The following is a 24,762-nucleotide window of genomic DNA, read 5'->3' on the forward strand; positions in this document are numbered from 1 at the left end:
CTCGGTCCGTATACGCCGAGTACGCCGCACCGGCCGCCGAACCCGGCCGCCCATCCGTATCCGCGGCTGCCGGAGGAACGCGGGGAAGCGAGGGAGGCGGGGGATGCACGGAGCTCGGAGGAGGGCGGTGAGGGGACTGGGGGTGGGCGCAAGCCGAACGGCGAGCGGTGATGCCCCCCCTCCGCACACAAGCCAGGCAGCCCGCCGCAACCACCGGGACACCCACTGTTCCCTGTCCGGCTGGCGGACCTCGGGGGCGGAGGGCACTGCGTGCCGGATACGGTGGAAGCACCATGAGCGCATCGCAGACCTCCGACGTCCCCACGCTCCTTGTCAAGATCTTCGGCAAGGACAGGCCGGGCCTCACGGCCGGCCTCTTCGACACCCTCGCCGCCTTCTCCCTCGACGTGGTCGACATCGAGCAGGTCGTCACCCGGGGCCGGATCGTTCTGTGCGCGCTCGTGACGGAGCCGCCTCAGGGCATGGAGGGCGAGCTGCGGGCGACCGTCCACAGCTGGGCGGAGTCGATGAAGATGCAGGCGGAGATCATCTCCGGCATCGGTGACAACCGTCCGCGTGGCCTCGGCCGCTCCCTGGTCACCGTGCTCGGCCACCCGCTCACCGCGGAGGCGACGGCCGCGATCGCCGCCCGGATCACCCGGACCGGCGGCAACATCGACCGTATCTTCCGGCTCGCCAAGTACCCCGTGACCGCGGTGGAGTTCGCGGTGTCCGGCGTCGAGACCGAGCCGCTGCGCACCGCCCTGGTCACGGACGCGGCGGCGCTCGGCGTGGACGTGGCGGTCGTCGCCGCGGGTCTGCACCGGCGCGCGCAGCGGCTGGTCGTCATGGACGTGGACTCGACGCTCATCCAGGACGAGGTGATCGAGCTGTTCGCGGCGCACGCCGGCTGCGAGGACAAGGTCGCCGAGGTGACGGCGGCGGCGATGCGCGGCGAGCTGGACTTCGAGCAGTCGCTGCACGCGCGCGTGGCGCTCCTGGCGGGCCTGGACGCGTCGGTGGTCGACAAGGTGCGCAGCGAGGTGCGGCTGACGCCCGGCGCGCGCACCCTGATCCGTACGCTGAAGCGGCTCGGTTACCAGGTCGGCGTCGTGTCCGGCGGGTTCACGCAGGTCACCGACGACCTCAAGGAGCGTCTCGGTCTGGACTTCGCCCAGGCGAACACGCTGGAGATCGTCGACGGGAAGCTGACCGGCAGGGTCACCGGCGAGATCGTGGACCGGGCGGGCAAGGCGCGGCTGCTGCGCCGCTTTGCCTCGGAGGCGGGCGTACCGCTGTCGCAGACGGTGGCGATCGGTGACGGCGCCAACGACCTGGACATGCTGAACGCGGCCGGTCTCGGTGTCGCCTTCAACGCCAAGCCGGTGGTGCGGGAGGCCGCGCACACGGCGGTGAACGTGCCGTTCCTGGACACCGTGCTGTATCTGCTCGGCGTCACCCGCGAAGAGGTCGAGGCGGCGGACACCCTCGACGCGCACTGAGCCGGCTCCCCCGCCTTTACGGGGCCCGCCCCAGGCACGTGAAGGGCCCGGCACCACCCGGTGCCGGGCCCTCGTCGCCTGTCTGCCGGTCGGCCCCGAGTGGCCTTGGGGCCTACTCCGAGGGCGCCCAGTAGTCGACCAGGGTGGCGACACCGGGCTCCACGGACTTCCAGTCCCCGGTGACGGTCAGGACGGCGAAGGCGGCGGCCGGGAAGCCGCGGCGGACCATCCGGTCACGGACGCCGCCCTCGGCCGAGCCGGCCAGGACTTCGGCGAGGCCGTGGATGCCGGGGTTGTGGCCGATCATCAGGACGTTGCGCACGTCGTCGGGGGTTTCGTTGAGCACGGTGATCAGCTCGCCGGGCGAGGCCTCGTAGATCCGCTCCTCGTACACGGTCTTCGGTCGGTGCTCGAACTCGTGTACGGCGAGCTTCCAGGTCTCGCGGGTCCGGGTCGCGGTGGAGCAGAGGGCCAGGTCGAAGGGGATACCGGTGTCGGCCAGCTTGCGTCCGGCGAACGCGGCGTCCATGCGCCCCCGCTCGGCGAGCGGTCGCTCGTGGTCGGTCACCGGTGGCCAGTCGGCTTTCGCATGCCGGAAAAGGACAATCCTGCGGGGTTCTGCGGCGCTCATGCGTCCCAGCTTCGCACGAAACAGGCCATGAGGCGCAGGGAGTTGACGGCCGTCCCGGACTCCGCCCGGTGCCCGGTCGGCACGCGGTCAGCGCATGATCAGATGCCGCAGGTGGTCGAGGACCTGGGTGACCGCCGGGCCGCCGGCGCCCGCGTGGGCGTCGGACGGGTGCAGTATCAGCGCGAGCAGGGCGACGAAGGACAGCGTGGGCAGGGCGAGGGCCCACCAGGGCAGCCTGCTGTCGGCGCCGACCGGGGATGCCGGGTGGGGCCGGGTGTGCGTGGGGGCCGACATGGGTGCCTCCGCAGGTCTCCGGGACGAGTGGTCCGCGCCGCGTGGTCCGCCGTACGCGGCCACATCTCGAAGCTACGGAATCCGCGGCCGTCGGCCCATCCGGAGATCCACCCAGGTGACCCTGAACCTGGCCCCCTAAGGGATGGGGGTGCCAGCCCTACCATCGGCGGGCCGGGCGGGGTCCGGTCAGGGTGCCGCGAGGGACGCGACAACGCCGATGATCACGAAGATGGCGAAGAAGGCGCCGAAGACGAGCAGCATCTTCTTCTGGCCGTTGCGGGGGTTCGGGTCGAGCACTGGCATACGGCAAGTCTCGCACCCGGGCGGCCCGGACACCGACACCGGGGGCGGGGATCCGCGCGGGGCCGGTGCGCCCGTCCGGCCCGGATCAGCGGGCCGCCTCCGCCTCCACGGTGCGGTCGCGGCCGGCCAGGACGCCCATCACCATCTGCGGGATCATCAGGGCGGTCATCAGCGCGAGCGGCAGTCCCCAGCCGCCGCTGTGCTGGTAGAGCACGCCCACCAGCAGGGGGCCCGGGATGGAGATCAGGTAGCCGGTGCTCTGCGCGAAGGCGGACAGCTGGGCGACGCCCGCGCCGGTCCCGGCCCGCATCCCGACCATGGTGAGCGCGAGCGGGAACGCGCAGTTGGAGACGCCCAGCAGCAGGGCCCAGGCCAGGGCACCGCCGGCCGGGGCGACGTACAGGCCGACGTATCCGGCGAGGCCGCAGGCGCCGAGCGCGAGGGCGATCGGGCCCTGGCTGGGCAGCCGGGTCGCCAGGCGCGGGATGACGAAGGCCAGCGGCACGCCCATCACCATGGTGACGGCGAGCAGCAGCCCGGCGGTGCCCGCGGGCACGCCCGCGTCCCGGTAGATCTGCGCCATCCAGCCCATCGTGACGTAGGCGGCGGTGGCCTGGAGCCCGAAGAACACGGCGAGCGCCCAGGCGGTACGGCTCCGCGTGATGCGCAGCGCGGGCCGCTCCTCGCCCGTGCCGTGCCCCGCGCGGGACGTGTCGGCACGCGGCGTGCCCCGGTCCCGTACGAAGCCGAGCCACGGCAGGACGGCCGCCGCCGCCAGCGCGGACCACACGGCGAGGCCGGACTGCCAGTTCCCGCCCAGGGCGCCGGTGACGGGCACGGTCGCCGCGGCGGCGACGGAGGTGCCGAAGGCGAGGGCCATGGAGTACACGCCGGTCATGGAACCGACGCGGTCGGGGAACCAGCGCTTGACGATGACCGGCATCAGGACGTTGCTGACCGCGATGCCCATGAGCGCGAGGGCGCTGGCGGCCAGGAAGCCGGGTGTGCCGCCCGCGTACGGGCGTATCAGCAGCCCCGCTGCGATGGCGGCCATGCCGGCGCAGACCACCGCGCCGGGGCCGAAGCGGCGGGCCAGCCGCGGGGCGGTGACGCCGAAGACGGCGAAGCAGAGCGGGGGCACGGAGGTGAGCAGCCCGGCCACGCTGCCGCTCATGCCGAGCCCGTCGCGGACCTCTTCGAGGAGCGCGCCGAGGCTGGTGATGGCCGGGCGGAGGTTCAGGGCGGCCAGCACGATGGCGACGACGAGCAGCCGCATCCGCCACACGCGCGTGCCGGCTCCCCCGGCTTCCTCCCCGGGGCCGTGCTTGCCGGACGTGCCGGATGTGCCGGGCTCCCCCGGTTCGCGGGCGTCCGGTGTGGTGTCCGGTACGGCGGCCGATGTGCGTGCGGTCGTCGTGGTCGTCGTGGACTCTGGCGTCCGGTTTTCCTCACTAGCCATGCACACCATCATAGAATCATGGGATGATTGGTTGTCCATGGTCCGGCGGTCCCCCGCCGGAGCGGCCGTGCAAAGGTGGGACATGCCCCTGAGCCATCCCCGGCGTTCCGCGCTCTCCGAGCAGGTCATCGCCGCGCTGCGCACCCAGATCACCTCGGGCGAGTGGCCCGTCGGCTCCCGCATCCCGACCGAGCCCGAGCTGGTCGAGCAGCTCGGGGTCGCCCGCAACACGGTCCGCGAGGCCGTCCGCGCCCTCGCGCACAACGGCCTGCTGGACATCCGCCAGGGCTCCGGCACGTACGTCGTGGCGACCAGTGAGCTGGCCGGTGTGATGCACCGCCGCTTCGCCGGCGCCGACCCGGGGCACATCGCGGAGCTGCGGTCCACGCTGGAGTCGGGCGCCGCGAAGCTGGCCGCCGAGCGGCGCACGGAGAAGGACCTCAAGCAGCTCGACACGCTGCTGCGGCGCCGTGACGAGGCCTGGGAGTCGGGCGACACGGAGGCGTTCGTGACGGCGGACGCGACCTTCCACCTGGCCGTGGTGTCGGCCTCCCACAACGACGTGATGACGGCGGTGTACGCGGACCTCGGCGAGGTGCTCAGGGACTGGCTGCGCGAGGACGTCGGCGCGGAGCTGACACCGGAGACGTACATGGACCACGCGCGGCTGGTCGACGCGATCCGCGCGGGCGACACGGCGGCCGCCGCGGCCGAGGCCGCGAGCTATCCGTTCCTGTGCCGCCCGGGGCGGTTCAGGAGCCCCGGTTCTGGTGGCTGACCCACACCGCGCGGACCTCCTTCCAGCACCGGCCGGTGAGCCGTACGGTCTCGGCCGGGCCGGTGTCGGCGGGGGCGCTGTCGGTGTCGAGGTCCCACCAGCGTTCGCACTCGATGTGCAGGCGCACGCGGTCGGTCTGCACGTACGGGTTGTGGCAGTGGGCCACCGCGTGCGAGCCCCGGACGGCTATGCGGCACTCGGCCCCGAAGGGCGCCGCCACGGCGGACCGCGCGCCCGCCACGCGCGCGTGCGGCATGACGTCGTACGGCACCCGCACACGGGCGTGGGCCGGCGCCTCGTACCGCACCCCCACACGCGCGTGCGGCGTCACCTCGTACGGCACCCCCACACGCGCGTGGGCCGGCGCCTCGTACGGCAGGCTCAGCAGGAGGGCTGCGGCTACGGTCACCGACGCAAGGCCGTGGATCAGGTGCACAGGGACCTCCTCGGCCACGCTGGGGAGGGAATCACGCGGTGGCCGCGTGTCTCCAGAGTGCGCGGACGGCCGGGTCCGCCGCCCGGCCGGCAGGGCCGAACGGGTGACGCCCCGCTCCCCGCGCGGTGCGGGAAACGGGGCGTCCGGGCCGCAGCAAAGGGCTGCGGACCCTCAGGCGCCGATGGCGTGCAGACCGCCGTCCACGTGGATGATCTCGCCGGTGGTCTTCGGGAACCAGTCGCTCAGCAGCGCGACGACACCGCGGCCGGCCGGCTCGGGGTCCTTCAGGTCCCACTCCAGGGGCGCGCGGGTGTCCCACACGGCGGCCAGGTCGCTGAAGCCCGGGATGGACTTGGCGGCCATGGAGCCGAGCGGGCCGGCCGAGATGAGGTTGCAGCGGATGTTCTGCTTGCCCAGGTCACGCGCCATGTAGCGGCTGGTGGCCTCCAGGGCGGCCTTGGCCGGGCCCATCCAGTCGTACTGCGGCCAGGCGTACTGCGCGTCGAAGGTGAGGCCGACGACGGAGCCGCCGTTCTGCATCAGCGGCAGGCAGGCCGTGGTGAGCGACTTCAGGGAGAACGCCGAGACGTGCATCGCCGTGGCGACCGACTCGAAGGGCGTGTTCAGGAAGTTGCCGCCGAGCGCGTCCTGCGGCGCGAAGCCGATGGAGTGCACGACGCCGTCCAGGCCGCCCAGCTCCTCGCCGACGACGTCCGCGAGACGGCCGAGGTGCTCGTCGTTGGTGACGTCGAGCTCGACGACCTTGGTGGGCCTGGGCAGCCGCTTGGCGATGCGCTCGGTCAGCGTGGGCCGCGGGAACGCGGTCAGGATGATCTCGGCACCCTGCTCCTGGGCCAGCCTCGCGGTGTGGAAGGCGATGGAGGACTCCATCAGCACACCGGTGATCAGGACGCGCTTGCCCTCGAGAATTCCGCTCATGGTGATCAGTGACCCATTCCCAGTCCGCCGTCTACGGGGATGACGGCTCCAGTGATGTACGAGGCGTCGTCCGAGGCGAGGAACCGCACCGTCGCGGCGATCTCCTCCGGCTGCGCGTACCGGCCCAGGGGCACCTGCGCCACGATGTTCGAGCGCTGCTCGTCGGTGAGCGCCTTGGTCATGTCGGTGTCCACGAAGCCGGGCGCGACGACGTTGAAGGTGATGTTGCGCGAGCCGAGCTCACGGGCGAGGGAGCGCGCGAAGCCGACGAGGCCGGCCTTGGAGGCGGCGTAGTTCGCCTGGCCGGGACCGCCGTACAGGCCGACGACCGACGAGATGAGCACGACGCGGCCCTTCTTGGCGCGCAGCATGCCGCGGTTGGCCCGCTTGACGACCCGGAAGGCGCCGGTGAGGTTGGTGTCGAGGACGGACGTGAAGTCGTCCTCGCTCATGCGCATCAGGAGCTGGTCCTTGGTGACGCCGGCGTTGGCGACGAGGACCTCGACCGGGCCGTGCTCGGCCTCGATCTCCTTGTAGGCCTGCTCCACCTGCTCGGTGTCGGTGATGTCGCACTTGACGGCGAGGCAGCCCCGGTCGGTCAGGTCGGCGGGTGGCTCGCCCGAGCGGTACGTGAACGCGACCTTGTCGCCGGCGTCGGCGAAAGCGCGGGCGATGGCGAGGCCGATGCCCCGGTTTCCTCCGGTGACGAGAACCGAGCGGCTCAACGGATCACCCTTTCCTTAGCGGTCTGGCACACCGCCCGAGCCACAGGTTCCCCCGGCTTACAGGCGGCTTCCCGGAAAACCTATCGGTCCCGTACCTGCCGGGGACATTCGGGCACCCACAGTGGCTTACGGGACTCACTGTCGGGTCCCTACAGAAAACCGCCGGCCACGTCGGGAAAGGTGTGGTCCGCGGGCGGCCCCGGGGGACATGATCGGAGGCAGCCAGGTCACGTCCACAGAAAGAGACGCCGGTGCCTCATACGATCGACGAAGCCTTCACGGCACTGCCTTTGCGCGCCCTCGCCGACGCCGCGCTCGCCCGGGCGCGGGCCCTGGGGGCCGAACACGCGGACTTCCGGTTCGAGCGGGTGCGCAGTGCCTCCTGGCGGCTGCGGGACGCCAAGCCGTCCGGGTCGTCGGACACCACCGACCTCGGGTACGCGGTGCGGGTCGTGCACGGCGGTACCTGGGGGTTCGCCTCGGGCGTCGACCTGACCATGGACGCCGCCGCCAAGGTCGCCTCGCAGGCGGTGGCCATGGCGAAGCTGTCGGCCCAGGTGATCAGGGCGGCCGGGTCGGACGAGCGGGTGGAGCTGGCCGACGAGCCGGTGCACGCGGACCGGACGTGGATCTCCTCGTACGGGATCGACCCGTTCACCGTGCCCGACGAGGAGAAGGCCGGACTGCTCGCCGAGTGGAGCGCGCGCCTGCTCGCGGCGGACGGGGTGGACCACGTCGACGCCTCGCTGCTGACCGTCCACGAGAACAAGTTCTACGCCGACACGGCGGGCACCGTGACCACGCAGCAGAGGGTGCGGCTGCATCCGCAGCTGACCGCGGTGGCGGTGGACGACTCCAGCGGCGAGTTCGACTCGATGCGGACCATCGCGCCGCCCGCCGGACGCGGCTGGGAGTACGTCACGGGCACCGGCTGGGACTGGGAGGCGGAACTCGCCGAACTGCCCGAGCTGCTCGCCGAGAAGATGCGCGCGCCGAGCGTCCGGGCGGGCACGTACGACCTGGTCGTCGACCCGTCCAACCTGTGGCTGACGATCCACGAGTCCATCGGGCACGCCACCGAGCTGGACCGGGCCCTCGGCTACGAGGCGGCCTACGCCGGCACCTCGTTCGCCACGTTCGACCAGCTCGGCACGTTGAAGTACGGCTCGGAGCTGATGAACGTCACCGGCGACCGCACCGCCGAGCACGGCCTGGCGACCGTCGGGTACGACGACGAGGGCGTCGAGGCGCAGTCCTGGGACCTGGTGAAGGACGGGGTGCTGGTCGGCTACCAGCTGGACCGCAGGATCGCCCGGCTGACCGGCTTCGAGCGGTCCAACGGGTGCGCGTACGCCGACTCCCCCGCGCACGTGCCGGTGCAGCGCATGGCCAATGTGTCGCTCCGGCCGGACCCGGCCGGGATGTCGACCGAGGACCTCATCGGGAGCGTGGAGCGGGGCATCTACGTCGTCGGCGACCGGTCCTGGTCGATCGACATGCAGCGCTACAACTTCCAGTTCACCGGGCAGCGCTTCTACAGGATCGAGAACGGCAGGCTCGCCGGGCAGCTGCGGGACGTGGCCTACCAGGCGACCACCACCGACTTCTGGGGCTCCATGGCGGCCGTCGGCGGCCCCCAGACGTATGTCCTGGGCGGCGCGTTCAACTGCGGCAAGGCCCAGCCGGGCCAGGTCGCAGCTGTGTCGCACGGCTGCCCGTCCGCCCTGTTCAGGAGCGTCAACGTCCTCAACACCACGCAGGAGGCCGGTCGATGAGCGCCCGTGTCAGCAAGCCGCACGAGATCGTCGAGCGCGCCCTGGAGCTGTCCCGCGCGGACGGGTGCGTCGTCATCGCCGACGAGCAGTCCACCGCCAACCTGCGCTGGGCGGGCAACGCGCTCACCACGAACGGTGTCACGCGCGGGCGGACGCTCACCGTCGTCGCCACCGTCGACGGCAAGGAGGGCACCGCCTCGGGTGTGGTGTCCCGGTCCGCGGTCACGGCGGACGACCTGGAGCCGCTGGTGCGGGCCGCCGAGGCCGCCGCGCGGGGTGCCGCGCCCGCCGAGGACGCGCAGCCGCTGGTGACGGGCGTGGCGCCGTCGCCGGAGTTCACGGAGGCACCGGCCGAGACGTCGTCCGCCGTGTTCGGGGACTTCGCGCCGGCGCTCGGTGAGGCGTTCGCACGCGCGCGTGCCGGCGGCCGTGAGCTGTACGGGTTCGCCAACCACGAGATGGTCTCCACCTACCTGGGCACCTCCACGGGCCTGCGGCTGCGGCACGACCAGCCCAACGGCACGCTGGAGCTGAACGCCAAGTCGCCGGACCGCACCCGGTCGGCGTGGGCGGGCCGCTCCACCCGGGACTTCAAGGACGTCGACCCTGCGGCGCTGGACGCCGAGCTGGCCGTGCGGCTCGGCTGGGCGGAGCGGCGGATCGAGCTGCCGGCCGGGCGGTACGAGACGCTGCTGCCGCCGACGGCCGTCGCGGACCTGCTGATCTACCAGATGTGGTCGGCGTCGGGCCGGGACGCGGCGGAGGGCCGCACGGTGTTCTCCAAGCCGGGCGGCGGCACGCGCGTGGGCGAGCGGCTCACCGATCTGCCGCTGACGCTGCGCAGCGATCCGGACGAGCCGGGTCTGCAGTCGGCGCCGTTCGTGATCGCGCACTCCTCCGGCGGCGACCAGTCGGTGTTCGACAACGGGCTGCCGCTGACCGCCACCGACTGGATGCGCGAGGGCACCCTGGCGCATCTGACGACGAGCAGGCACAGCGCCGGCCTGACCGGGCTGCCGGTGGCGCCGGGCGTCGAGAACCTGATCCTGGACGGCGGCGAGGACCGCTCGTTGGAGGAGATGGTCGCGGCCACCGAGCGCGGGTTGCTGCTGACCTGCCTGTGGTACATCCGCGAGGTCGACCCGGCGACCCTGCTGCTGACGGGCCTGACCCGGGACGGCGTCTACCTGGTCGAGAACGGCGAGGTGACCGGCGAGGTCAACAACTTCCGGTTCAACGAGTCGCCGGTGGGCCTGCTGGGGCGGGCCACGGAGGCCGGGCGCACGGAGCAGACCCTGCCGCGGGAGTGGAGCGACTGGTTCACCCGGGCCGCGATGCCGCCGCTCAGGGTGCCGGATTTCAATATGAGCTCTGTCAGCCGGGGCGTATAACCTCGTAGGCGTTCGCAGCCGGCGGGACCCGGCTGCCCGGAGATCACCGAGGAGACACGAGAACCGTGACGGACATCGTCGACGAGCTGAAGTGGCGCGGGCTGTTCGCCCTGTCCACTGACGAGGACGCTTTGCGCAAGGCGCTCGCGGACGGTCCCGTCACGTTCTATTGCGGTTTCGACCCGACGGCGCCGTCGCTGCACGTGGGGCACCTGGTGCAGGTGCTGACCGTGCGCCGGCTCCAGCAGGCCGGGCACCGGCCGCTGGCGCTGGTCGGCGGCGCCACGGGCCTGATCGGCGACCCGCGCCCGACCGCGGAGCGCACGCTGAACTCGCCGGAGACCGTCGCCGGCTGGGTGGAGAAGCTGCGCCGCCAGATCGAGCCGTTCCTGTCCTTCGAGGGTGAGAACGCGGCCGTGATGGTCAACAACCTCGACTGGACGCAGAACCTGTCCGCGATCGAGTTCCTGCGGGACATCGGCAAGCACTTCCGCGTCAACAAGATGCTGACGAAGGACTCGGTGGCCCGCCGCCTGGAGTCGTCCGAGGGCATCAGCTACACCGAGTTCAGCTACCAGCTGCTGCAGGGCATGGACTTCCTCCAGCTCTACCGGCGCTACGGCTGCACGCTCCAGCAGGGCGGCAGCGACCAGTGGGGCAACCTCACGGCCGGCCTGGACCTGATCCACCGCCTGGAGCCGGACGCCTCGGTGCACGCGCTGGCGACGCCGCTGATGACGAAGGCGGACGGCACCAAGTTCGGCAAGACCGAGGGCGGCGCCGTGTGGCTCGACCCGGAGATGACGACGCCGTACGCGTTCTACCAGTTCTGGTTGAACGTGGACGACCGGGACATCTCGGGCTACATGCGGATCCTGTCCTTCAAGTCGCGTGCGGAGCTGGAAGAGCTGGAGGAGCAGACCGAGGAGCGTCCGCAGGCCCGTGCCGCGCAGCGCGCGCTGGCGGAGGAGCTGACGACGCTGGTGCACGGCGCCGACCAGACGGCCGCCGTGATCGCCGCGTCCAAGGCGCTGTTCGGCCAGGGCGAGCTGGCGGAGCTGGACGAGAGGACGCTGGCGGCGGCCCTGTCCGAGGTGCCGCACATCCGGGTCGCCGAGCTGGGACCGGTGGTCGACCTGTTCGCCGAGGTCGGCCTGGTCGCCAGCAAGTCGGCGGCGCGGCGCACGGTGAAGGAGGGCGGTGCCTACGTGAACAACGCGAAGGTCACCGCCGAGGACGCCGTCCCCGCCCGGGAGGACCTGCTGCACGGGCGCTGGCTGGTGCTGCGCCGCGGCAAGAAGAACCTGGCCGCGGTCGAGGTCACCGGCGCCTGACCCGGCAGTGCGGCATGCGCAGGGGGCGGTTCCCGGCGGGAAACCGCCCCCTGCGGCGTGGGTGGGACCGGACGCCGCGCTGTGCGGGCCCGGTGGCCGTCAGGTCCGTTGCCTCTTCTTGCCGCGCATCGTCATGTAGGCCATGTCGACCAGGAAGACGATGACGACGGCGGCGGCGAGCTGGAAGGCGTGCCGCGCCCAGTCGATGCCCGCGGTCTCGTCCACGCCGAAGCCGCGGGCGATCGCGTTGCCCGCGATGGCGCCCAGGATGCCGCAGATGGTGGTCAGCCACAGGGGACTGTGTTGTTTACCCGGAATGATCGCCTTGGCGAGCAACCCCAGTACGAATCCCACGATGATCGCCCACAACCAGCCCATGGCTGCCTCCTCGTCCCGCTCGGCGTGAGCATTACCGCCAGTCTCGGCCGGGCTGCCGTACGCCGCATTCCGGGTTGGGCCGTACGGGGGACGGCGCGGCCGGTGCGGCCGGAAGCCACGGGGCCCCGGTCTCGTGACCGGGGCGGCCGCGGCGTACCGTGGGAGGTGTCCGGGCACGGGTTCCCCGACCGGCCGCGGACCGGGTGACGGGGCGAGCCGATGCGGGCGGATGGTGGAGTGTGATGCGGAAACAGCGTGGCGACGGCAACGCCCAGGTGTTCCGGATCACCGGAGCCCGGACGGGTCTGCAGGAGGACGTGCGGGGCCGGCAGCGCCGGTATGTCATCTCGATGTCGGTCCGCACCCTGTCGGTGATCCTCTCGGCGGTGCTGTGGAACGTGGAACGGCATGTCGCGATCGTGGCGCTGGTGCTGGGCGTGGTGCTCCCCTACGTGGCGGTGGTGATCGCCAACGCCGGGCGCGAGAACGCGCCGTCGCTCCCGTCGACGTTCGTCGTGACGCCGACTCCGCCGATGATCGCGCCGCCGCGTGCGAACGACGGTCCGGCGCGGTCCGTCCCGGACGACGTGGCGTCCGACGCGATGCCGGGCCCGGGAAGCGAGCGGCGTGACAGCTCCTGAGGTACATGCGGGCCGTAAGCGGAAGCAGGTTTCTCGCCAAAGCTCAGGAAAACCTCAGACGGATCATGCCATTCCAGTGCCGGGCGACGGGTTACCCGTGACATACTTCGTAAGCGCTCCGCATCCCCCGTCGGAGCGACGGACCGACGCCGGGCAGCTCCCCCCGTGGCTGCTCGGCGTCGCCTTGTCTGCGGACCTGTGAGACGAACCCGTGAGTGACGAAAAGCCGATCTGCTCCGCCAAGGGCTGCCACGCCGACGCCGTGTGGGTGCTGGCCTGGAACAACCCCAAGCTGCACACCCCGGAGCGCCGCAAGACGTGGCTGGCGTGCGAGGAACACCGCGAGCACCTCTCGCAGTTCCTCGGCGTACGGGGCTTTCTGAAGGACGTCGTGCCGCTCGCCGAGTGGCAGGCACCCGAAGGCTCCGAGCGGCCCGGGAGCAGGCCTGGGGAAAGCTAGCCGCCGATCGCCGACATCGGGCGGTCCGGCTGGACGAAGGACGGGTCGTCCAGGCCCGCGCCCGCCTTCTTGCCCCACATGGCCAGGCGCCAGATGCGGGCGATCTCCTCGTCGGGTGCGCCGGACCGCAGCGCCGCGCGCAGGTCGGTCTCCTCGCGGGCGAACAGACAGGTGCGGACCTGGCCGTCGGCGGTGAGGCGGGTCCGGTCGCAGGCGGCGCAGAACGGGCGGGTGACGGAAGCGATGACGCCCACCCGGTGCGGTCCGCCGTCCACCAGCCAGCGCTCGGCGGGGGCGGAGCCGCGCTCCTCGGAGCCCTCGGCGGTGAGCTCGAAGCGGGTGCGCAGGGAGGTCAGGATGTCCCCGGCGGTGATCATGCCGTCGCGCTTCCAGCCGTGCTGGGCGTCCAGGGGCATCTGCTCGATGAAGCGCAGCTCGTACTCGTGTTCCAGGGCCCAGGCGAGCAGGTCGGGGGCCTCGTCGTCGTTCAGGCCGGGCATCAGCACGGAGTTGACCTTGACCGGGGTGAGGCCGGCCGCGCGGGCGGCGTCGAGGCCTTCGAGGACGTCCTTGTGCCGGTCGCGGCGGGTGAGGGTCTTGAAGACGTCGGGGCGCAGGGTGTCCAGCGAGACGTTCACCCGGTCCAGGCCCGCCGCCTTGAGGGCCTCGGCCGTGCGCTTGAGGCCGATGCCGTTGGTGGTGAGAGACGTCTGGGGGCGCGGCTCCAGGGCCGCGACGCGCTCCACGATGCCGACCAGGCCGGGGCGCAGCAGGGGCTCGCCGCCGGTGAAGCGGACCTCTTCGATGCCGAGGGAGGTCACCGCGATGCCGATGAGGCGGACGATCTCGTCGTCGGTGAGCAGGTCGGGCTTGGCGAGCCACTGCAGGCCCTCCTCGGGCATGCAGTAGGTGCAGCGCAGGTTGCACCGGTCGGTCAGTGAGACCCGCAGGTCGGTGGCCACCCGGCCGTAGGTGTCGATGAGCACGTGGGCCCCCTCCCTCGTCGCGGACCGCGCGCGTTGTGCCGTCGTCAACGAGCCTACGTGACACCACCGACAACGGCCGAGGCCCGATCCCACGACGTGGGACGCGGCCGTGTCGTAGAGAGCTACGACACGGCCGCGCGTGCAGGGGGTGCGTGCAGGGGGTGTCAGTGCGCGCCGGTGCCGGTCAGGGACCGGACCTCCAGCTCCGCGTACTTGGCGGTGTCGGGCTCCTCCTTGGACAGGACCGTGCCGAGCCAGCCCATCAGGAAGCCGAACGGGATGGAGATGATGCCCGGGTTCTTCATCGGGAACCAGGCGAAGTCGACGTCGGGGAACATCGCCTTGGGGTCGCCGGAGACGACGGGCGAGAACAGCACCAGGCCGACGGCCACGATGAGACCGCCGTAGATCGACCACAGGGCGCCCTGGGTGGTGAACCGCTTCCAGAACAGGCTGTAGAGGATCGTCGGCAGGTTGGCGGAGGCGGCGACCGCGAAGGCGAGCGCGACGAGGCCGGCCACGTTCAGGTCGCGGGCGAGGGCGCCGAGCAGGATGGAGACGGCGCCGATGCCGATGGTGGCGAGCCGGGCGGCCCTGACCTCTTCCTTCTCGGTGGCGTTGCCCTTCCTGATGACGTTGGCGTAGATGTCGTGGGCGAACGACGAGGACGAGGCGAGGGTCAGGCCCGCGACGACGGCGAGGATGGTGGCGAAGGCCACCGCGGAGATGGTGGCGAGCAGGATCGCGCCCCAGGTCGAGTCGACGCCGCCGAGGTGCAGGGCGAGGAGCGGGGCCGCGGTGTTGCCGGACGGGTTGGACGCGATGATCTCTTCCTGCGAGATGAGCGCCGCGGCGCCGAAGCCGAGCGCGATCGTCATCAGGTAGAAGCCGCCGATGATGCCGATCGCCCAGTTCACGGACTTCCGGGCGGCCTTGGCGTTGGGCACGGTGTAGAAGCGGATCAGGATGTGCGGCAGGCCGGCGGTGCCGAGGACCAGGGCGAGGCCCAGGGAGATGAAGTCCAGCTTGGTGGTGCCGGTGGCGCCGTACTGCAGGCCGGGCTCCAGGAAGGCGGCGCCCTTGCCGCTGTTCTCGGCGGCCGTGCCGAGCAGGTCGGAGATGTTGAAGTTGAACTTCAGCAGCACCAGGAAGGTGATCAGGAGGGTGCCGCCGATGAGCAGCACGGCCTTGACCATCTGGACCCAGGTGGTGCCCTTCATGCCGCCGATGGAGACGTACACGATCATCAGGATGCCGACGAGGGCGACGATGAGGATCTTGCCGGCGTCGGAGGTGATGCCGAGCAGCAGCGAGACGAGGACGCCGGCGCCGGCCATCTGGGCCAGCAGGTAGAAGATCGACACGACGATCGTGGAGGTGCCGGCCGCGGTGCGCACCGGGCGCTGGCGCATGCGGTACGCGAGGACGTCGCCCATGGTGTAGCGGCCGGAGTTCCGAAGCGGTTCGGCGACCAGTAGGAGGGCCACGAGCCAGGCGACCAGGAAGCCGATGGAGTACAGGAAGCCGTCGTATCCGAAGAGGGCGATGGCGCCCGCGATGCCGAGGAACGACGCGGCCGACATGTAGTCGCCGGAGACCGCGAGGCCGTTCTGGAAGGCGCTGAAGGAGCGTCCGCCCGCGTAGAAGTCGGCGGCGTCCTTGGTCTGCCGGCCCGCCCAGACGGTGATGAAGAGGGTTGCGACCACAAAGAGTGCGAACAGGGTGATGATCAGTGGCCGGTGCTCGCTGGCCTCGTTGGCCGCGAGGGTCGTGGCGAGGTTCATGCGCGCTTCTCCATCCGGGACTTGATCGCCTCAGCCTTGGGGTCGAGCTTCGCCGCGGCGTGCCGGGAGTACCACCAGGCGATGAGGAACGTGGTGACGAACTGCAGGATGCCGAAGACGAAGGCGACGTTGATGTTGCCGAACAGCTTGGTGCCCATGAAGCCGCCGGCGTAGTTCGACAGCAGCACGTACAGCAGGTACCAGACGATGAAGGCGACGGTCAGCGGAAAGGCGAACGACCGGTAGGAGCGCCGCAGTTCACCGAATTCCGTGCTCTGGTGCACCTCGGCGAACTCCTCGGCGGAGGGTAGGACGTGCGGCTCTTTCGAGGGGGGCGGTGCGTCGGTGGCCACGGAGTCTCCTCGCGTTGCGGGTGCGGTTTCGGCAAAGGGACGGGGGCGAGTGTCCTCGCCTTCCCTGCCCAAGGTCACGGCGCCGCGCGAGGACCGGTTCAACCGAACTCGACTACTTTCCGAACTCACGTCCGGCAAGTCATTGCTGGCCAGCGACATGGGAGATAGCTTCACCTCTGCACAACCGTCATGTACCTGCCCGAGCACCACCTGTGTCTCGGGCCGGTTTCGTTTCCGGATGATGTGGAGACCCCATGGCTCATCTGCGTTCCAGACGCTCGCTCGCGCTCGCCGTCCCCGTCGTGCTGTCGCTGACCGCCTCGCTCGGCTTCCTGCCGGCCGCCGCGTCGGCCGCCCCGGCGGCGGAAACCGCCGCACAGGCCGCGGACGCCCCCAAACTGGCGTATGTCGTGAACACCTCGACGAACCGGGACACGATCGCGTCGGTGACGAAGGCCGTCGCCGAGGCCGGCGGCACCGTCGTCGTCACGTACGACAGGATCGGCGTGATCGTCGTCCACTCGGCGAACCCCGCCTTCGCGCAGCAGATGCGCACGGTGCGCGGTGTGCAGTCGGCGGGCGCGACCCGCACGGCGCCGCTGACCGCCGCCGGGACGACCGCCGAGGGCGCCGTCCAGATGCTGTCGGACGAGCAGGCCGAGCGCACCGCGCGTGCCTCCGCGGCCACGGAGGGCAGCGAGCCCCTGGAGGCCGACCAGTGGGACCTGCGCGCGATAGGCGCCGACAAGGCGGCACGGATCAACCCCGGCAGCAGCGACGTGACCGTCGCCGTCATCGACACCGGCGTCGACGACACCCACCCGGACCTCGCCCCGAACTTCGCCGCGTCCCAGTCGGCGAACTGCGTGGGCGGCAAGGCCGACACCAGCGAGGGCGCCTGGCGCCCGTACACCTCGGCCGACTACCACGGCACGCACGTGGCCGGTGAGGTCGCCGCCGCGCGCAACGGCATCGGTGTCGCGGGCGTCGCCCCGGGCGTCAAGGTCGCCGGCATCAAGGTGAGCGACCCGGACAACGGCCTCTTCTACCCGGAGAGCGTCGTGTGCGCCTTCGTGTTCGCCGCCGACCACGGCGTGGAGATCACGAACAACAGCTACTACGTCGACCCGTGGCTCTACAACTGCATGGACGACCCGGACCAGCGGGCCATCGTCGACGCGGTCAACCGGGCGCAGCTGTACGCCACGAAGAAGGGCACCCTGCACCTGGCCTCGGCGGGCAACTCCAATCACGACCTGGACGCCGACGCCATCGTGGACGACTCCAGCCCGGACGACTCCACGCCGGTGAACCGCACCATCGACCCGCACGAGTGCTTCGACATCCCGACCCAGCTGCCGGGCGTCGTCACGGTCAGCGCGACGGGCGTGAAGAACCTCAAGTCGTACTACTCCTCGTACGGCAGGGGCGTCGTGGACGTCGCGGCGCCGGGCGGCGACCGGCGCTACCAGATCCCGGACACGCCGTCGAAGAACGGCCGCATCCTGTCCACCATGCCGAACGGCCAGTACGCCTTCCTGCAGGGCACCTCGATGGCCTCGCCGCACGCCGCGGGCGTCGCCGCGCTGCTGAAGTCGACGTACCCGCACGCCGGCCCGGCCCAGCTTCAGGCCCTGCTCAAGGCGCAGGCGGACAACCCTGGCTGCCCCGAGTCGTACGACCAGGACGGCGACGGAGCGCAGGACGCCGTGTGCGAGGGCGGTCAGCGCCTGAACGGCTTCTACGGCTTCGGCATCGTCAACGCGCTGCGCGCGGTCGACTGACCGGCGCCGCCGACCTCCCGCACGGCCCTCCTGTACCGCGAACGAACTGGAGACACCTCATGACAGCGCCTCACCCGCGCTTCAGTCGCGCGATCGCCCTCCCGGCCGGGATGGCGATGGCGACGGCGCTCGCGTTCCTGCCGAACGTCACCGCGTCCGCCGCGGAGGCGCCCGCGCAGGTCGCCGCGGACGCGACCTCGCTCAGCTACGTCGTCAACGTCCGCCCGGGGCACGCCCCTTCCGGTCACCTGAAGAAGGCCATCGGCGAGTTCGGCGGCACGGTCGTGACGTCGTACGACCAGATCGGTGTCATAGTCGTCCACTCCTCGAACCCCGACTTCGCCGAGCGGATACGCACGGTGCGCGGGGTTCAGTCGGCCGGTGCCACCCGCACCGCGCCGCTGCCCGCGCAGTCCACGACCGACGTGGGCACGCCGAGGGTGCTCAGCGCGGCCGAGGTGGCCGGCGCCCAGGCGGTGGCGGGGCAGGACCCGCTGCAGCCACTGCAGTGGAACCTCCCCGCCATCAAGGCGGACAAGGCGCACGCGAAGTCGCTGGGCAGCAGCAAGGTCACGGTCGCCGTCCTCGACACGGGCGTCGACGACACCCACCCGGACCTGGCGCCGAACTTCGACCGGGCCGCGTCCGTCAACTGCGTGTCGGGCAAGCCGGTCACGGCCGACGGCGCCTGGCGGCCGGGCCCCACGGAGAGCGCGCACGGCACGCACGTGGCCGGTGAGATCGCCGCGGCGAAGAACGGCATCGGCATGACCGGTGTCGCGCCCGGCGTGAAGGTCTCCGGCATCAAGGTGTCCAACCCGGACGGCTTCTTCTACACGGAGGCCGTGGTGTGCGGCTTCGTGTGGGCGGCCGAACACGGCGTCGACGTGACGAACAACAGCTATTACACCGACCCGTGGTACTTCAACTGCACGGACGACCCGGACCAGAAGGCGCTCGTGGAGGCGCTGACCCGGGCGACGAAGTACGCCGAGCGCAAGGGCGCGGTGAACGTCGCGGCGGCCGGCAACGAGAACTACGACTTCGCCGCCGACGAGATCACCGACCCGGTGTCCCCGAACGACACCACGCCCACCGAGCGCGTCGTCGACCCGTCGGAGTGCTACGACATCCCGACCCAGCTGCCGGGTGTCGTCACGGTCGCGGCGACCGGCGCGAAGGGCCTGAAGTCGTCGTTCTCCAACCACGGCCTCGGCGTGATCGACATCGCCGCGCCGGGTGGCGACCGCACGATCTACCAGACGCCGGCGCCGCCCGCCGTGGACGGCCGCATCCTGGGCACGATGCCCGGTGGCACCTGGGGCTACATGGCCGGTACGTCGATGGCGTCGCCGCACGTCGCGGGCGTCGCCGCGCTCATCAAGTCGACGCACCCGAAGGCCTCGCCGGCCTTGGTGAAGGCCCTGCTGTACGCGCAGGCCGACGCCACGCCGTGCACGGACCCGTACGACATCAACGGCGACGGCAAGGTCGACGCGGTGTGCCAGGGCTCGAAGAACCGCAACGGGTTCTACGGCTGGGGCATGGCCGACGCGCTGGACGCGGTGACCAGGTGACCGCGCCGGTCGCGGTGTGAGCGGTGGGGCCGGGCCGTGTGCCCGGCCCCTTCGCATGCCCGGTGGCGGTCGCGGTGCCCGCCCTGTGGGCGTGGGGCGGTCTCAGGCGGCCGAGGTCTCCTCGACGGGTGCCGCGGCGGGCGGGGCGGGCTGCCAACCGGGGCCGCGAAACAGCCGCCCGGCGCGCTCGCGCCAACTTCGCGCCGCCCTCAGGTCCCTGGCGATGGCGACGTACTCGTGGGTGGCGACCTTTAGCGGGTTGTACGTGGTGATGTTCTTCGTCAGTCCGTACACCGGCCGCTCGGTCTCGGCCACGAAGGACCCGAAGAGGCGGTCCCAGACGATGAGGATGCCGCCGAAGTTGCGGTCGAGGTAGCCGCCCTGGGAGGCGTGGTGCACCCGGTGGTGGGACGGCGTGTTGAAGACGGACTCGAACCAGCGGGGCATCTTGTCGATGCGCTCGGTGTGGATCCAGAACTGGTAGACGAGGTTCGCCGAGGAGCAGAACGCGAGGGCCGCCGGGTGCACGCCGCACACGATGAGGGGGACGTAGAACGGCCAGACGGTCAGGGACGTCCAGGGCTGGCGCAGCGCGGTGGTGAGGTTGAACCTGCGGCTGGAGTGGTGCACCACGTGGCAGGCCCACAGGATGCGGACGACGTGGTGGCCGCGGTGCGACCAGTAGTAGAAGAAGTCCTGCGCGAGCAGCATCAGCGGGATCGTCCAGTACAGCACCGGCACGCGCAGCGGGGTCAGTTCGTAGAGCGCCGTGTAGACGGCGACGATCGGGATCTTCCACAGGAAGTCGAAGACGAGGCTGCCCAGGCCCATGCCGACGCTGGTCGCGGCGTCCTTCGCCTCGTAGCCCGCCGCCTCCTCGTCGGGATGGAGGCGCACGCTGATCATCTCGACCACGGTGAGCAGCACGAAGGCGGGTATGGACCACAGCACGACATCGGGCAGGTTCGGCATGAGTGCACCGTAAAACCGCGGGCGGCCCACGACCAGACCTTGTTACCGACAAGTATTGCGGCGTCGGCGGGCGAATCCTCCGTCACATCCCGGGCGGGTCGGGACATGTGACGCCGAGTCCGGCGCGGCCCTCCCGGTCCGCGCTGTCAGTCGCGGCCCGTATCCTCAGGGACCATGCTCGAAGACCGCATGACGACCGCAGCGCCCCCGACTGCGTGGCCGGCCGCGTATCCCCGGGGATACGCGGTCGTTGACGTGGAGACCACCGGCCTGGCACGGGACGACCGGATCATCTCCGCGGCCGTCTACCGGCTGGACGCGCGCGGCGAGGTCGAGGACCACTGGTACACGCTGGTCAACCCGGAGCGCGACCCGGGCCCCGTGTGGATCCACGGCCTGACGAGCGACGTCCTCGAGGGCGCGCCCCTCTTCGGGGACGTGGCCGAGGAGTTCACGGACCGGCTGCGCGACCGGGTGCTCGTCGCGCACAACGCGGTCTTCGACTGGCAGATGATCGCACGCGAGTACGCGCGCGCGGAGCGCGAGGCGCCGGTGCGTCAGCGGCTGTGCACCATCGCCCTGTCGAAGGAGCTGGGCCTGCCGCTGCCCAACCACAAGCTGGAGTCGCTCGCCGCCCACTTCGGTGTCGTGCAGCGGCGCGCGCACCACGCGCTGGACGACGCGCGCGTGCTGGCGGAGGCGTTCCGGCCGAGCCTGCACGCCGCCGCGGCGGGCGGCCTCAGGCTGCCGCTGCACGAGTGCCGGCCGCTGACGGAGTGGTCGGACCGGCCCGCGCCCCGCATCGGGCAGCAGGCCGGCCACGGCGGCTACCGGGCGGCGACCGGCTGGCGTCCGTCCCGCAGGCGCCCCGCGTGCCCCTACCCCAACCCGGGCCGTTACGAGGTGGGCAAACCCCTCAAGCAGGGCATGCGCGTGGCGTTCTCCGGGGACACCTCCGTCGACCGCGAGCTGCTGGAGGACCGGGCGACCGAGGCCGGTCTGCACGTCGCGTCGAGCCTGTCCCGGCTGACCAGCCTGCTCGTCACGAACGACCCGGACTCGGGCACCTCCAAGGCCGTCAAGGCCCGGCAGTACGGCACGCCCGTGGTCGACGAGGCGGCCTTCGGGCAACTGCTGGGGGACGTCGAACCGGCGGACGGGTGACCCGTACGGACGGGTGATTGCCGGGCGACTCGCCCGGCGCCCGCTCGCCCGCGCGGCGCCGAGCGCCCACTGTGTGGCGCATGGCACGTTGCGAGGTCTGCGGAAACGACTACGGCATGACGTTCGAGGTGCACGCGCAGGGCGCCGTCCACGTCTTCGACTGCTTCTCCTGCGCCATTCACCGCATGGCGCCCATCTGCGAGCACTGCCGCGTCCAGATCATCGGCCAGGGCGTCGAGGTCGAGGGCCACTGGTACTGCGGTGCCCACTGCGCGCGGGCCGAGGGAAAGGCGGGCATCGTCGACAAGGTCTGACAGGTCTGAACCCGTACCCGGCGCGAGACACCCCCCGACCGAGTTGTACGGTCGTGGGGTGTACCGCTTCCTGTTGTCCCGGCAGTGGGTGATCCTCACGCTGGTCGCCCTCCTCCTCATCCCCACGATGATCAGGCTGGGCATCTGGCAGATGCACCGCTACGAGCAGCGCACCGCCCGCAACGAGCTGGTCTCCGAGGCGCTGGCCGCCGAGCCGGTGCCCGTGACCAGGCTCACCGCCCCCGGGCACGAGGTCGGCGCCGGCGAGCGGTACCGCCGCGTGACCGCGCGGGGACACTTCGACACCGACGGCGAGGTCGTCGTCCGCCGCCGCACCAACGCCGACGAGCAGGTCGGCTACCACGTCCTGACCCCGTTCGTCCTCGCGGACGGCAAGGTGCTGCTGGTCAACCGGGGCTGGATCCCCGGAGACGGCCTCGGCCGACAGGCCTTCCCCCCGGTCCCCGCACCGCCGCGCGGCGAGATCACCGTCACCGGGCGGCTGATGCCCGACGAGACGACCGAGGCGAGCGGCATCAAGGACCTCAAGGGCCTGCCGGACCGGCAGGTCATGCTCATCGACAGCGAGGAGCAGGCGCGCCGCCTCGGCGCCCCGGTGCTCGGCGGCTACGTCGTGCAGACCGCGCCCGAGCCGAAGGGCGGCACCCCGCAGCTGATCGGTGAGCCCGGCCGGGAGAACGCCGCGCTGAACTACGCGTACGCCGTGCAGTGGTGGCTGTTCGCCGCGGGCGTCCCCGTCGGCTGGTTCGTGCTGGTCCGCCGGGAGGCGCGCGAGCGCGCGGAGGCGGCGGCGAAGCGCGGCACCGGCGAGCCGGAGGAAGCCGAGGGCGAGACGGACGACACGGACAACACGGACGACGCTGACGACGCTGAGGGCGCGGAACGGGCTTCGGTGTAACCGACGTCACATCCCTCGCGTCGCCTGGCCGAGCCCGGCGCGGATTGCGCCCCAGGTCCGCCGGGAACCCGCACGTGCGTGCACCCCCGCATCGAGGACTACGCCCTCATCGGCGACGAACAGACCGCCGCGCTCATCGGCCTGGACGGCTCGGTCGACTGGCTGTGCCTGCCCCGCTTCGACTCGGCCGCCTGCTTCGCCAAGCTCCTCGGCGACGAGGACAACGGCCACTGGCGCATCGCCCCCGTGGGCGCCGAGCGGTGCACCCGGCGCGCCTACCGCCCCGACACGCTGGTCCTGGACACCGAGTGGGACACCCCGCAGGGCAGCGTGCGCGTCACCGACCTGATGCCGCAGCGCGACCGCGCCCCCGACCTGGTCCGCATCGTCGAAGGGCTCAGCGGCGAGGTCACCGTGCACAGCGTCCTGCGGCTGCGCTTCGACTACGGCTCGCTCGTGCCGTGGATGCGCCGGGTGGACGGGCACCGGGTGGCCGTCGCCGGACCGGACTCGGCGTGGCTGCGCTCCGAACCCGAGGTGCGCACCTGGGGCAAGGACTTCGGCACCCACTCGGAGTTCACCGTCGCCGCCGGCGAGAAGGTCGCGTTCGTCCTCACCTGGCACCCTTCGCACGAGCCGCGCCCCCCGCTGGTCGACCCGTACGAGTCGCTGGAGCACAGCGTCGCCGACTGGCGGGCGTGGGCGGCGCGGTGCCGCTACGACGGGCCGCACCGGGACGCCGTGGTCCGCTCCCTGATCACCCTCAAGGCGCTCACCTACGCGCCGACCGGCGGCATCGTCGCCGCGCCCACCACCTCCCTGCCGGAGGAGCTGGGCGGCGTGCGCAACTGGGACTACCGGTACTGCTGGCTGCGCGACTCGACGCTCACCCTGGGGGCACTGGTGGCGGCGGGCTACCAGGAAGAGGCCGAGGCGTGGCGGAACTGGCTGCTGCGCGCGGTCGCGGGCTCCCCCAAGGACCTGCAGATCATGTACGGCCTGGCGGGCGAGCGGCGGCTGCCGGAGTTCGAGGTGCCGTGGCTGTCCGGCTTCGCCGAGTCGGCGCCCGTGCGGATCGGCAACGACGCCGTGAACCAGCTGCAGCTCGACGTGTACGGCGAGGTCATGGACTCCCTGGCGCTGGGCCGCCGTTCGGGACTGTCCGCCAAGCCCGACGTGTGGGCGGTGCAGCGGGCGCTGATGGACTTCCTGTGCACGGCGTGGCGCCAGCCCGACGAAGGGCTGTGGGAGGTGCGCGGCGGGCGCCGGCAGTTCGTGCACTCCAAGGTGATGGTGTGGGTGGCCGCCGACCGGGCGGTGCGCGCGCTGGAGCGGCACCCGGAGCTGCCGGGCGACCTCGACGGCTGGCGGGCGATGCGCGACGAGGTGCACCGCGAGGTCTGCGAGAAGGGCTACGACCCACGGCGCAACACCTTCACGCAGTCCTACGGCTCGCGCGAGCTGGACGCCGCGCTGCTGCTGATCCCGCGCGTGGGCTTCCTGCCGCCCGACGACCCCCGGGTCCTCGGCACCATCGAGGCCGTCCGCGAGGACCTGGGCCACCACGGCCTGCTGCGCCGCTACAGCGCCGACGAGACGATCGTCGACGGGCTGCCCGGCGGTGAGGGCGCCTTCCTGGTGTGCTCGTTCTGGCTCGCGGACGCGCTGCACGCGACCGGCCGCACCAAGGAGGCCCGCGAGCTGTTCGAGCGGCTGGTGGAACTCAGCAACGACGTCGGGCTGCTGGCGGAGGAGTACGACCCGGTGGCGGGGCACCAGCTCGGCAACTTCCCGCAGGCGTTCAGCCACATCGGCCTGGTGAACACCGCCCTCGCCCTGTACGGGGACGACGGGGCAGGATAG

The 24,762-nt window shown here is 71.6% G+C and carries 25 protein-coding genes; 13 read left to right on the forward strand and 12 right to left on the reverse strand.

Going from position 1 to position 24,762, the window contains the following annotated elements; genetic code table 11:
* Positions 1-293 precede the first annotated feature (293 nt).
* Positions 294-1,502: a phosphoserine phosphatase SerB gene (serB, locus tag AB0M97_RS03595; protein WP_365959056.1), complete on the forward strand. Its 1,209-nt coding sequence runs from the start codon at positions 294-296 to the stop codon at positions 1,500-1,502.
* A gap of 112 nt (positions 1,503-1,614) precedes the next feature.
* On the opposite strand, the gene AB0M97_RS03600 is transcribed toward serB, so the two are convergent.
* The 4 genes from AB0M97_RS03600 to AB0M97_RS03615 form a co-directional block, all read right to left on the reverse strand.
* On the reverse strand, positions 1,615-2,133 hold the full coding sequence (locus AB0M97_RS03600; protein WP_365959057.1) for a histidine phosphatase family protein: 519 nt from the start codon (positions 2,131-2,133) through the stop codon (positions 1,615-1,617).
* A gap of 87 nt (positions 2,134-2,220) precedes the next feature.
* The gene (locus tag AB0M97_RS03605) at positions 2,221-2,427 is read right to left on the reverse strand and encodes a hypothetical protein (protein ID WP_365959058.1); all 207 of its coding nucleotides are present in this window, start codon (positions 2,425-2,427) and stop codon (positions 2,221-2,223) included.
* 186 nt (positions 2,428-2,613) lie between these two features.
* Positions 2,614-2,730 (reverse strand): SGM_5486 family transporter-associated protein, encoded by a 117-nt coding sequence (locus AB0M97_RS03610; RefSeq protein ID WP_365959059.1) that lies wholly within the window; start codon positions 2,728-2,730, stop codon positions 2,614-2,616.
* 85 nt (positions 2,731-2,815) lie between these two features.
* Positions 2,816-4,189, reverse strand: coding sequence for a CynX/NimT family MFS transporter (locus AB0M97_RS03615; RefSeq protein WP_365959060.1), 1,374 nt, complete (start codon positions 4,187-4,189; stop codon positions 2,816-2,818).
* An 82-nt stretch (positions 4,190-4,271) separates the two neighbouring features.
* On the opposite strand from AB0M97_RS03615, the gene AB0M97_RS03620 reads away from it, so the two are divergent.
* Positions 4,272-4,967, forward strand: a complete 696-nt coding sequence (locus AB0M97_RS03620; RefSeq protein ID WP_365959061.1) for a FadR/GntR family transcriptional regulator — start codon at positions 4,272-4,274, stop codon at positions 4,965-4,967.
* Here AB0M97_RS03620 and AB0M97_RS03625 read toward each other — a convergent pair.
* From AB0M97_RS03625 to fabG, 3 genes are all read right to left on the reverse strand, one after another.
* Complete coding sequence (locus AB0M97_RS03625) at positions 4,942-5,223, reverse strand: hypothetical protein (RefSeq protein ID WP_365959352.1); 282 nt, start codon at positions 5,221-5,223, stop codon at positions 4,942-4,944. The two genes, AB0M97_RS03620 and AB0M97_RS03625, sit on opposite strands and share 26 nt — an antisense overlap.
* A gap of 351 nt (positions 5,224-5,574) precedes the next feature.
* Positions 5,575-6,342: an enoyl-ACP reductase FabI gene (gene fabI / locus AB0M97_RS03630; protein ID WP_365959062.1), complete on the reverse strand. Its 768-nt coding sequence runs from the start codon at positions 6,340-6,342 to the stop codon at positions 5,575-5,577.
* Positions 6,343-6,347: 5 nt separating this feature from the next.
* Positions 6,348-7,067 (reverse strand): 3-oxoacyl-[acyl-carrier-protein] reductase, encoded by a 720-nt coding sequence (gene fabG / locus AB0M97_RS03635; protein ID WP_365959063.1) that lies wholly within the window; start codon positions 7,065-7,067, stop codon positions 6,348-6,350.
* A 251-nt stretch (positions 7,068-7,318) separates the two neighbouring features.
* Here fabG and AB0M97_RS03640 point away from each other — a divergent pair, with 251 nt between their 5' ends.
* The 3 genes from AB0M97_RS03640 to tyrS all read left to right on the forward strand — a co-directional run bounded on the left by AB0M97_RS03640 (position 7,319) and on the right by tyrS (position 11,567).
* Positions 7,319-8,842, forward strand: a complete 1,524-nt coding sequence (locus tag AB0M97_RS03640; protein WP_365959064.1) for a TldD/PmbA family protein — start codon at positions 7,319-7,321, stop codon at positions 8,840-8,842.
* Complete coding sequence (locus tag AB0M97_RS03645) at positions 8,839-10,233, forward strand: metallopeptidase TldD-related protein (protein ID WP_365959065.1); 1,395 nt, start codon at positions 8,839-8,841, stop codon at positions 10,231-10,233. Before AB0M97_RS03640 ends, AB0M97_RS03645 begins: the two co-directional genes overlap by 4 nt.
* A 65-nt stretch (positions 10,234-10,298) precedes the next feature.
* Positions 10,299-11,567, forward strand: a complete 1,269-nt coding sequence (gene tyrS / locus AB0M97_RS03650) for a tyrosine--tRNA ligase (RefSeq protein WP_365959067.1) — start codon at positions 10,299-10,301, stop codon at positions 11,565-11,567.
* 99 nt (positions 11,568-11,666) lie between these two features.
* Here tyrS and AB0M97_RS03655 read toward each other — a convergent pair whose 3' ends face one another.
* A complete protein-coding gene (locus tag AB0M97_RS03655) occupies positions 11,667-11,945 on the reverse strand; it encodes a GlsB/YeaQ/YmgE family stress response membrane protein (RefSeq protein ID WP_365959068.1) in 279 nt (92 codons plus the stop codon).
* 242 nt (positions 11,946-12,187) lie between these two features.
* Here AB0M97_RS03655 and AB0M97_RS03660 point away from each other — a divergent pair, with 242 nt between their 5' ends.
* Positions 12,188-12,586 carry a DUF3099 domain-containing protein gene (locus AB0M97_RS03660; protein WP_365959069.1) on the forward strand — a complete coding sequence of 133 codons (399 nt, stop codon included), beginning with the start codon at positions 12,188-12,190 and terminating at the stop codon, positions 12,584-12,586.
* 211 nt (positions 12,587-12,797) lie between these two features.
* Positions 12,798-13,046: a hypothetical protein gene (locus tag AB0M97_RS03665; RefSeq protein ID WP_365959070.1), complete on the forward strand. Its 249-nt coding sequence runs from the start codon at positions 12,798-12,800 to the stop codon at positions 13,044-13,046.
* Here the strand turns inward: AB0M97_RS03665 and moaA are convergent.
* From moaA to AB0M97_RS03680, 3 genes are all read right to left on the reverse strand, one after another.
* The gene (gene moaA / locus AB0M97_RS03670) at positions 13,043-14,032 is read right to left on the reverse strand and encodes a GTP 3',8-cyclase MoaA (protein ID WP_365959071.1); all 990 of its coding nucleotides are present in this window, start codon (positions 14,030-14,032) and stop codon (positions 13,043-13,045) included. The genes AB0M97_RS03665 and moaA overlap by 4 nt on opposite strands.
* Positions 14,033-14,196: 164 nt before the next feature.
* Positions 14,197-15,816: a cation acetate symporter gene (locus AB0M97_RS03675; RefSeq protein WP_365959072.1), complete on the reverse strand. Its 1,620-nt coding sequence runs from the start codon at positions 15,814-15,816 to the stop codon at positions 14,197-14,199.
* Positions 15,813-16,169 (reverse strand): DUF485 domain-containing protein, encoded by a 357-nt coding sequence (locus AB0M97_RS03680; protein ID WP_365959073.1) that lies wholly within the window; start codon positions 16,167-16,169, stop codon positions 15,813-15,815. Before AB0M97_RS03680 ends, AB0M97_RS03675 begins: the two co-directional genes overlap by 4 nt.
* A gap of 254 nt (positions 16,170-16,423) precedes the next feature.
* On the opposite strand from AB0M97_RS03680, the gene AB0M97_RS03685 reads away from it, so the two are divergent.
* Together AB0M97_RS03685 and AB0M97_RS03690 are read left to right on the forward strand one after the other, a co-directional pair.
* Positions 16,424-17,953, forward strand: coding sequence for a S8 family serine peptidase (locus AB0M97_RS03685; RefSeq protein ID WP_365959074.1), 1,530 nt, complete (start codon positions 16,424-16,426; stop codon positions 17,951-17,953).
* 59 nt (positions 17,954-18,012) lie between these two features.
* Positions 18,013-19,530, forward strand: a complete 1,518-nt coding sequence (locus AB0M97_RS03690) for a S8 family serine peptidase (RefSeq protein ID WP_365959075.1) — start codon at positions 18,013-18,015, stop codon at positions 19,528-19,530.
* Positions 19,531-19,632: 102 nt separating this feature from the next.
* On the opposite strand, the gene AB0M97_RS03695 is transcribed toward AB0M97_RS03690, so the two are convergent.
* Entirely contained in the window at positions 19,633-20,502 is an 870-nt protein-coding gene (locus AB0M97_RS03695) for a sterol desaturase family protein (protein WP_365959076.1), read from the reverse strand.
* 174 nt (positions 20,503-20,676) lie between these two features.
* Between AB0M97_RS03695 and AB0M97_RS03700 the strand changes: the two genes are divergently transcribed.
* The 4 genes from AB0M97_RS03700 to AB0M97_RS03715 all read left to right on the forward strand — a co-directional run bounded on the left by AB0M97_RS03700 (position 20,677) and on the right by AB0M97_RS03715 (position 24,762).
* Positions 20,677-21,666 (forward strand): DEDDh family exonuclease, encoded by a 990-nt coding sequence (locus AB0M97_RS03700; RefSeq protein ID WP_365959077.1) that lies wholly within the window; start codon positions 20,677-20,679, stop codon positions 21,664-21,666.
* An 80-nt stretch (positions 21,667-21,746) separates the two neighbouring features.
* Positions 21,747-21,980, forward strand: a complete 234-nt coding sequence (locus AB0M97_RS03705; RefSeq protein WP_079168513.1) for a hypothetical protein — start codon at positions 21,747-21,749, stop codon at positions 21,978-21,980.
* Positions 21,981-22,038: 58 nt separating this feature from the next.
* Positions 22,039-22,899, forward strand: coding sequence for an SURF1 family protein (locus AB0M97_RS03710; protein WP_365959078.1), 861 nt, complete (start codon positions 22,039-22,041; stop codon positions 22,897-22,899).
* Between the two features lie 78 nt (positions 22,900-22,977).
* Positions 22,978-24,762 carry a glycoside hydrolase family 15 protein gene (locus AB0M97_RS03715; protein ID WP_365959079.1) on the forward strand — a complete coding sequence of 595 codons (1,785 nt, stop codon included), beginning with the start codon at positions 22,978-22,980 and terminating at the stop codon, positions 24,760-24,762.

This window comes from Streptomyces sp. NPDC051207 (genome assembly GCF_040682395.1).
In the GTDB taxonomy this organism is placed as follows: domain Bacteria; phylum Actinomycetota; class Actinomycetes; order Streptomycetales; family Streptomycetaceae; genus Streptomyces.

Bases quoted from the DNA above. Each gene is read 5' to 3' on its own strand.
- serB (WP_365959056.1), top strand. From the start codon at position 294: ATGAGCGCATCGCAGACCTCCGACGTCCCCACGCTCCTTGTCAAGATC.
- AB0M97_RS03600 (WP_365959057.1), bottom strand. From the start codon at position 2,133: ATGAGCGCCGCAGAACCCCGCAGGATTGTCCTTTTCCGGCATGCGAAA.
- AB0M97_RS03605 (WP_365959058.1), bottom strand. From the start codon at position 2,427: ATGTCGGCCCCCACGCACACCCGGCCCCACCCGGCATCCCCGGTCGGC.
- AB0M97_RS03610 (WP_365959059.1), bottom strand. From the start codon at position 2,730: ATGCCAGTGCTCGACCCGAACCCCCGCAACGGCCAGAAGAAGATGCTG.
- AB0M97_RS03615 (WP_365959060.1), bottom strand. From the start codon at position 4,189: ATGGCTAGTGAGGAAAACCGGACGCCAGAGTCCACGACGACCACGACG.
- AB0M97_RS03620 (WP_365959061.1), top strand. From the start codon at position 4,272: ATGCCCCTGAGCCATCCCCGGCGTTCCGCGCTCTCCGAGCAGGTCATC.
- AB0M97_RS03625 (WP_365959352.1), bottom strand. From the start codon at position 5,223: ATGCCGCACGCGCGCGTGGCGGGCGCGCGGTCCGCCGTGGCGGCGCCC.
- fabI (WP_365959062.1), bottom strand. From the start codon at position 6,342: ATGAGCGGAATTCTCGAGGGCAAGCGCGTCCTGATCACCGGTGTGCTG.
- AB0M97_RS03645 (WP_365959065.1), top strand. From the start codon at position 8,839: ATGAGCGCCCGTGTCAGCAAGCCGCACGAGATCGTCGAGCGCGCCCTG.
- AB0M97_RS03655 (WP_365959068.1), bottom strand. From the start codon at position 11,945: ATGGGCTGGTTGTGGGCGATCATCGTGGGATTCGTACTGGGGTTGCTC.
- AB0M97_RS03660 (WP_365959069.1), top strand. From the start codon at position 12,188: ATGCGGAAACAGCGTGGCGACGGCAACGCCCAGGTGTTCCGGATCACC.
- AB0M97_RS03675 (WP_365959072.1), bottom strand. From the start codon at position 15,816: ATGAACCTCGCCACGACCCTCGCGGCCAACGAGGCCAGCGAGCACCGG.
- AB0M97_RS03685 (WP_365959074.1), top strand. From the start codon at position 16,424: ATGGCTCATCTGCGTTCCAGACGCTCGCTCGCGCTCGCCGTCCCCGTC.
- AB0M97_RS03690 (WP_365959075.1), top strand. From the start codon at position 18,013: ATGACAGCGCCTCACCCGCGCTTCAGTCGCGCGATCGCCCTCCCGGCC.
- AB0M97_RS03695 (WP_365959076.1), bottom strand. From the start codon at position 20,502: ATGCCGAACCTGCCCGATGTCGTGCTGTGGTCCATACCCGCCTTCGTG.
- AB0M97_RS03700 (WP_365959077.1), top strand. From the start codon at position 20,677: ATGCTCGAAGACCGCATGACGACCGCAGCGCCCCCGACTGCGTGGCCG.
- AB0M97_RS03705 (WP_079168513.1), top strand. From the start codon at position 21,747: ATGGCACGTTGCGAGGTCTGCGGAAACGACTACGGCATGACGTTCGAG.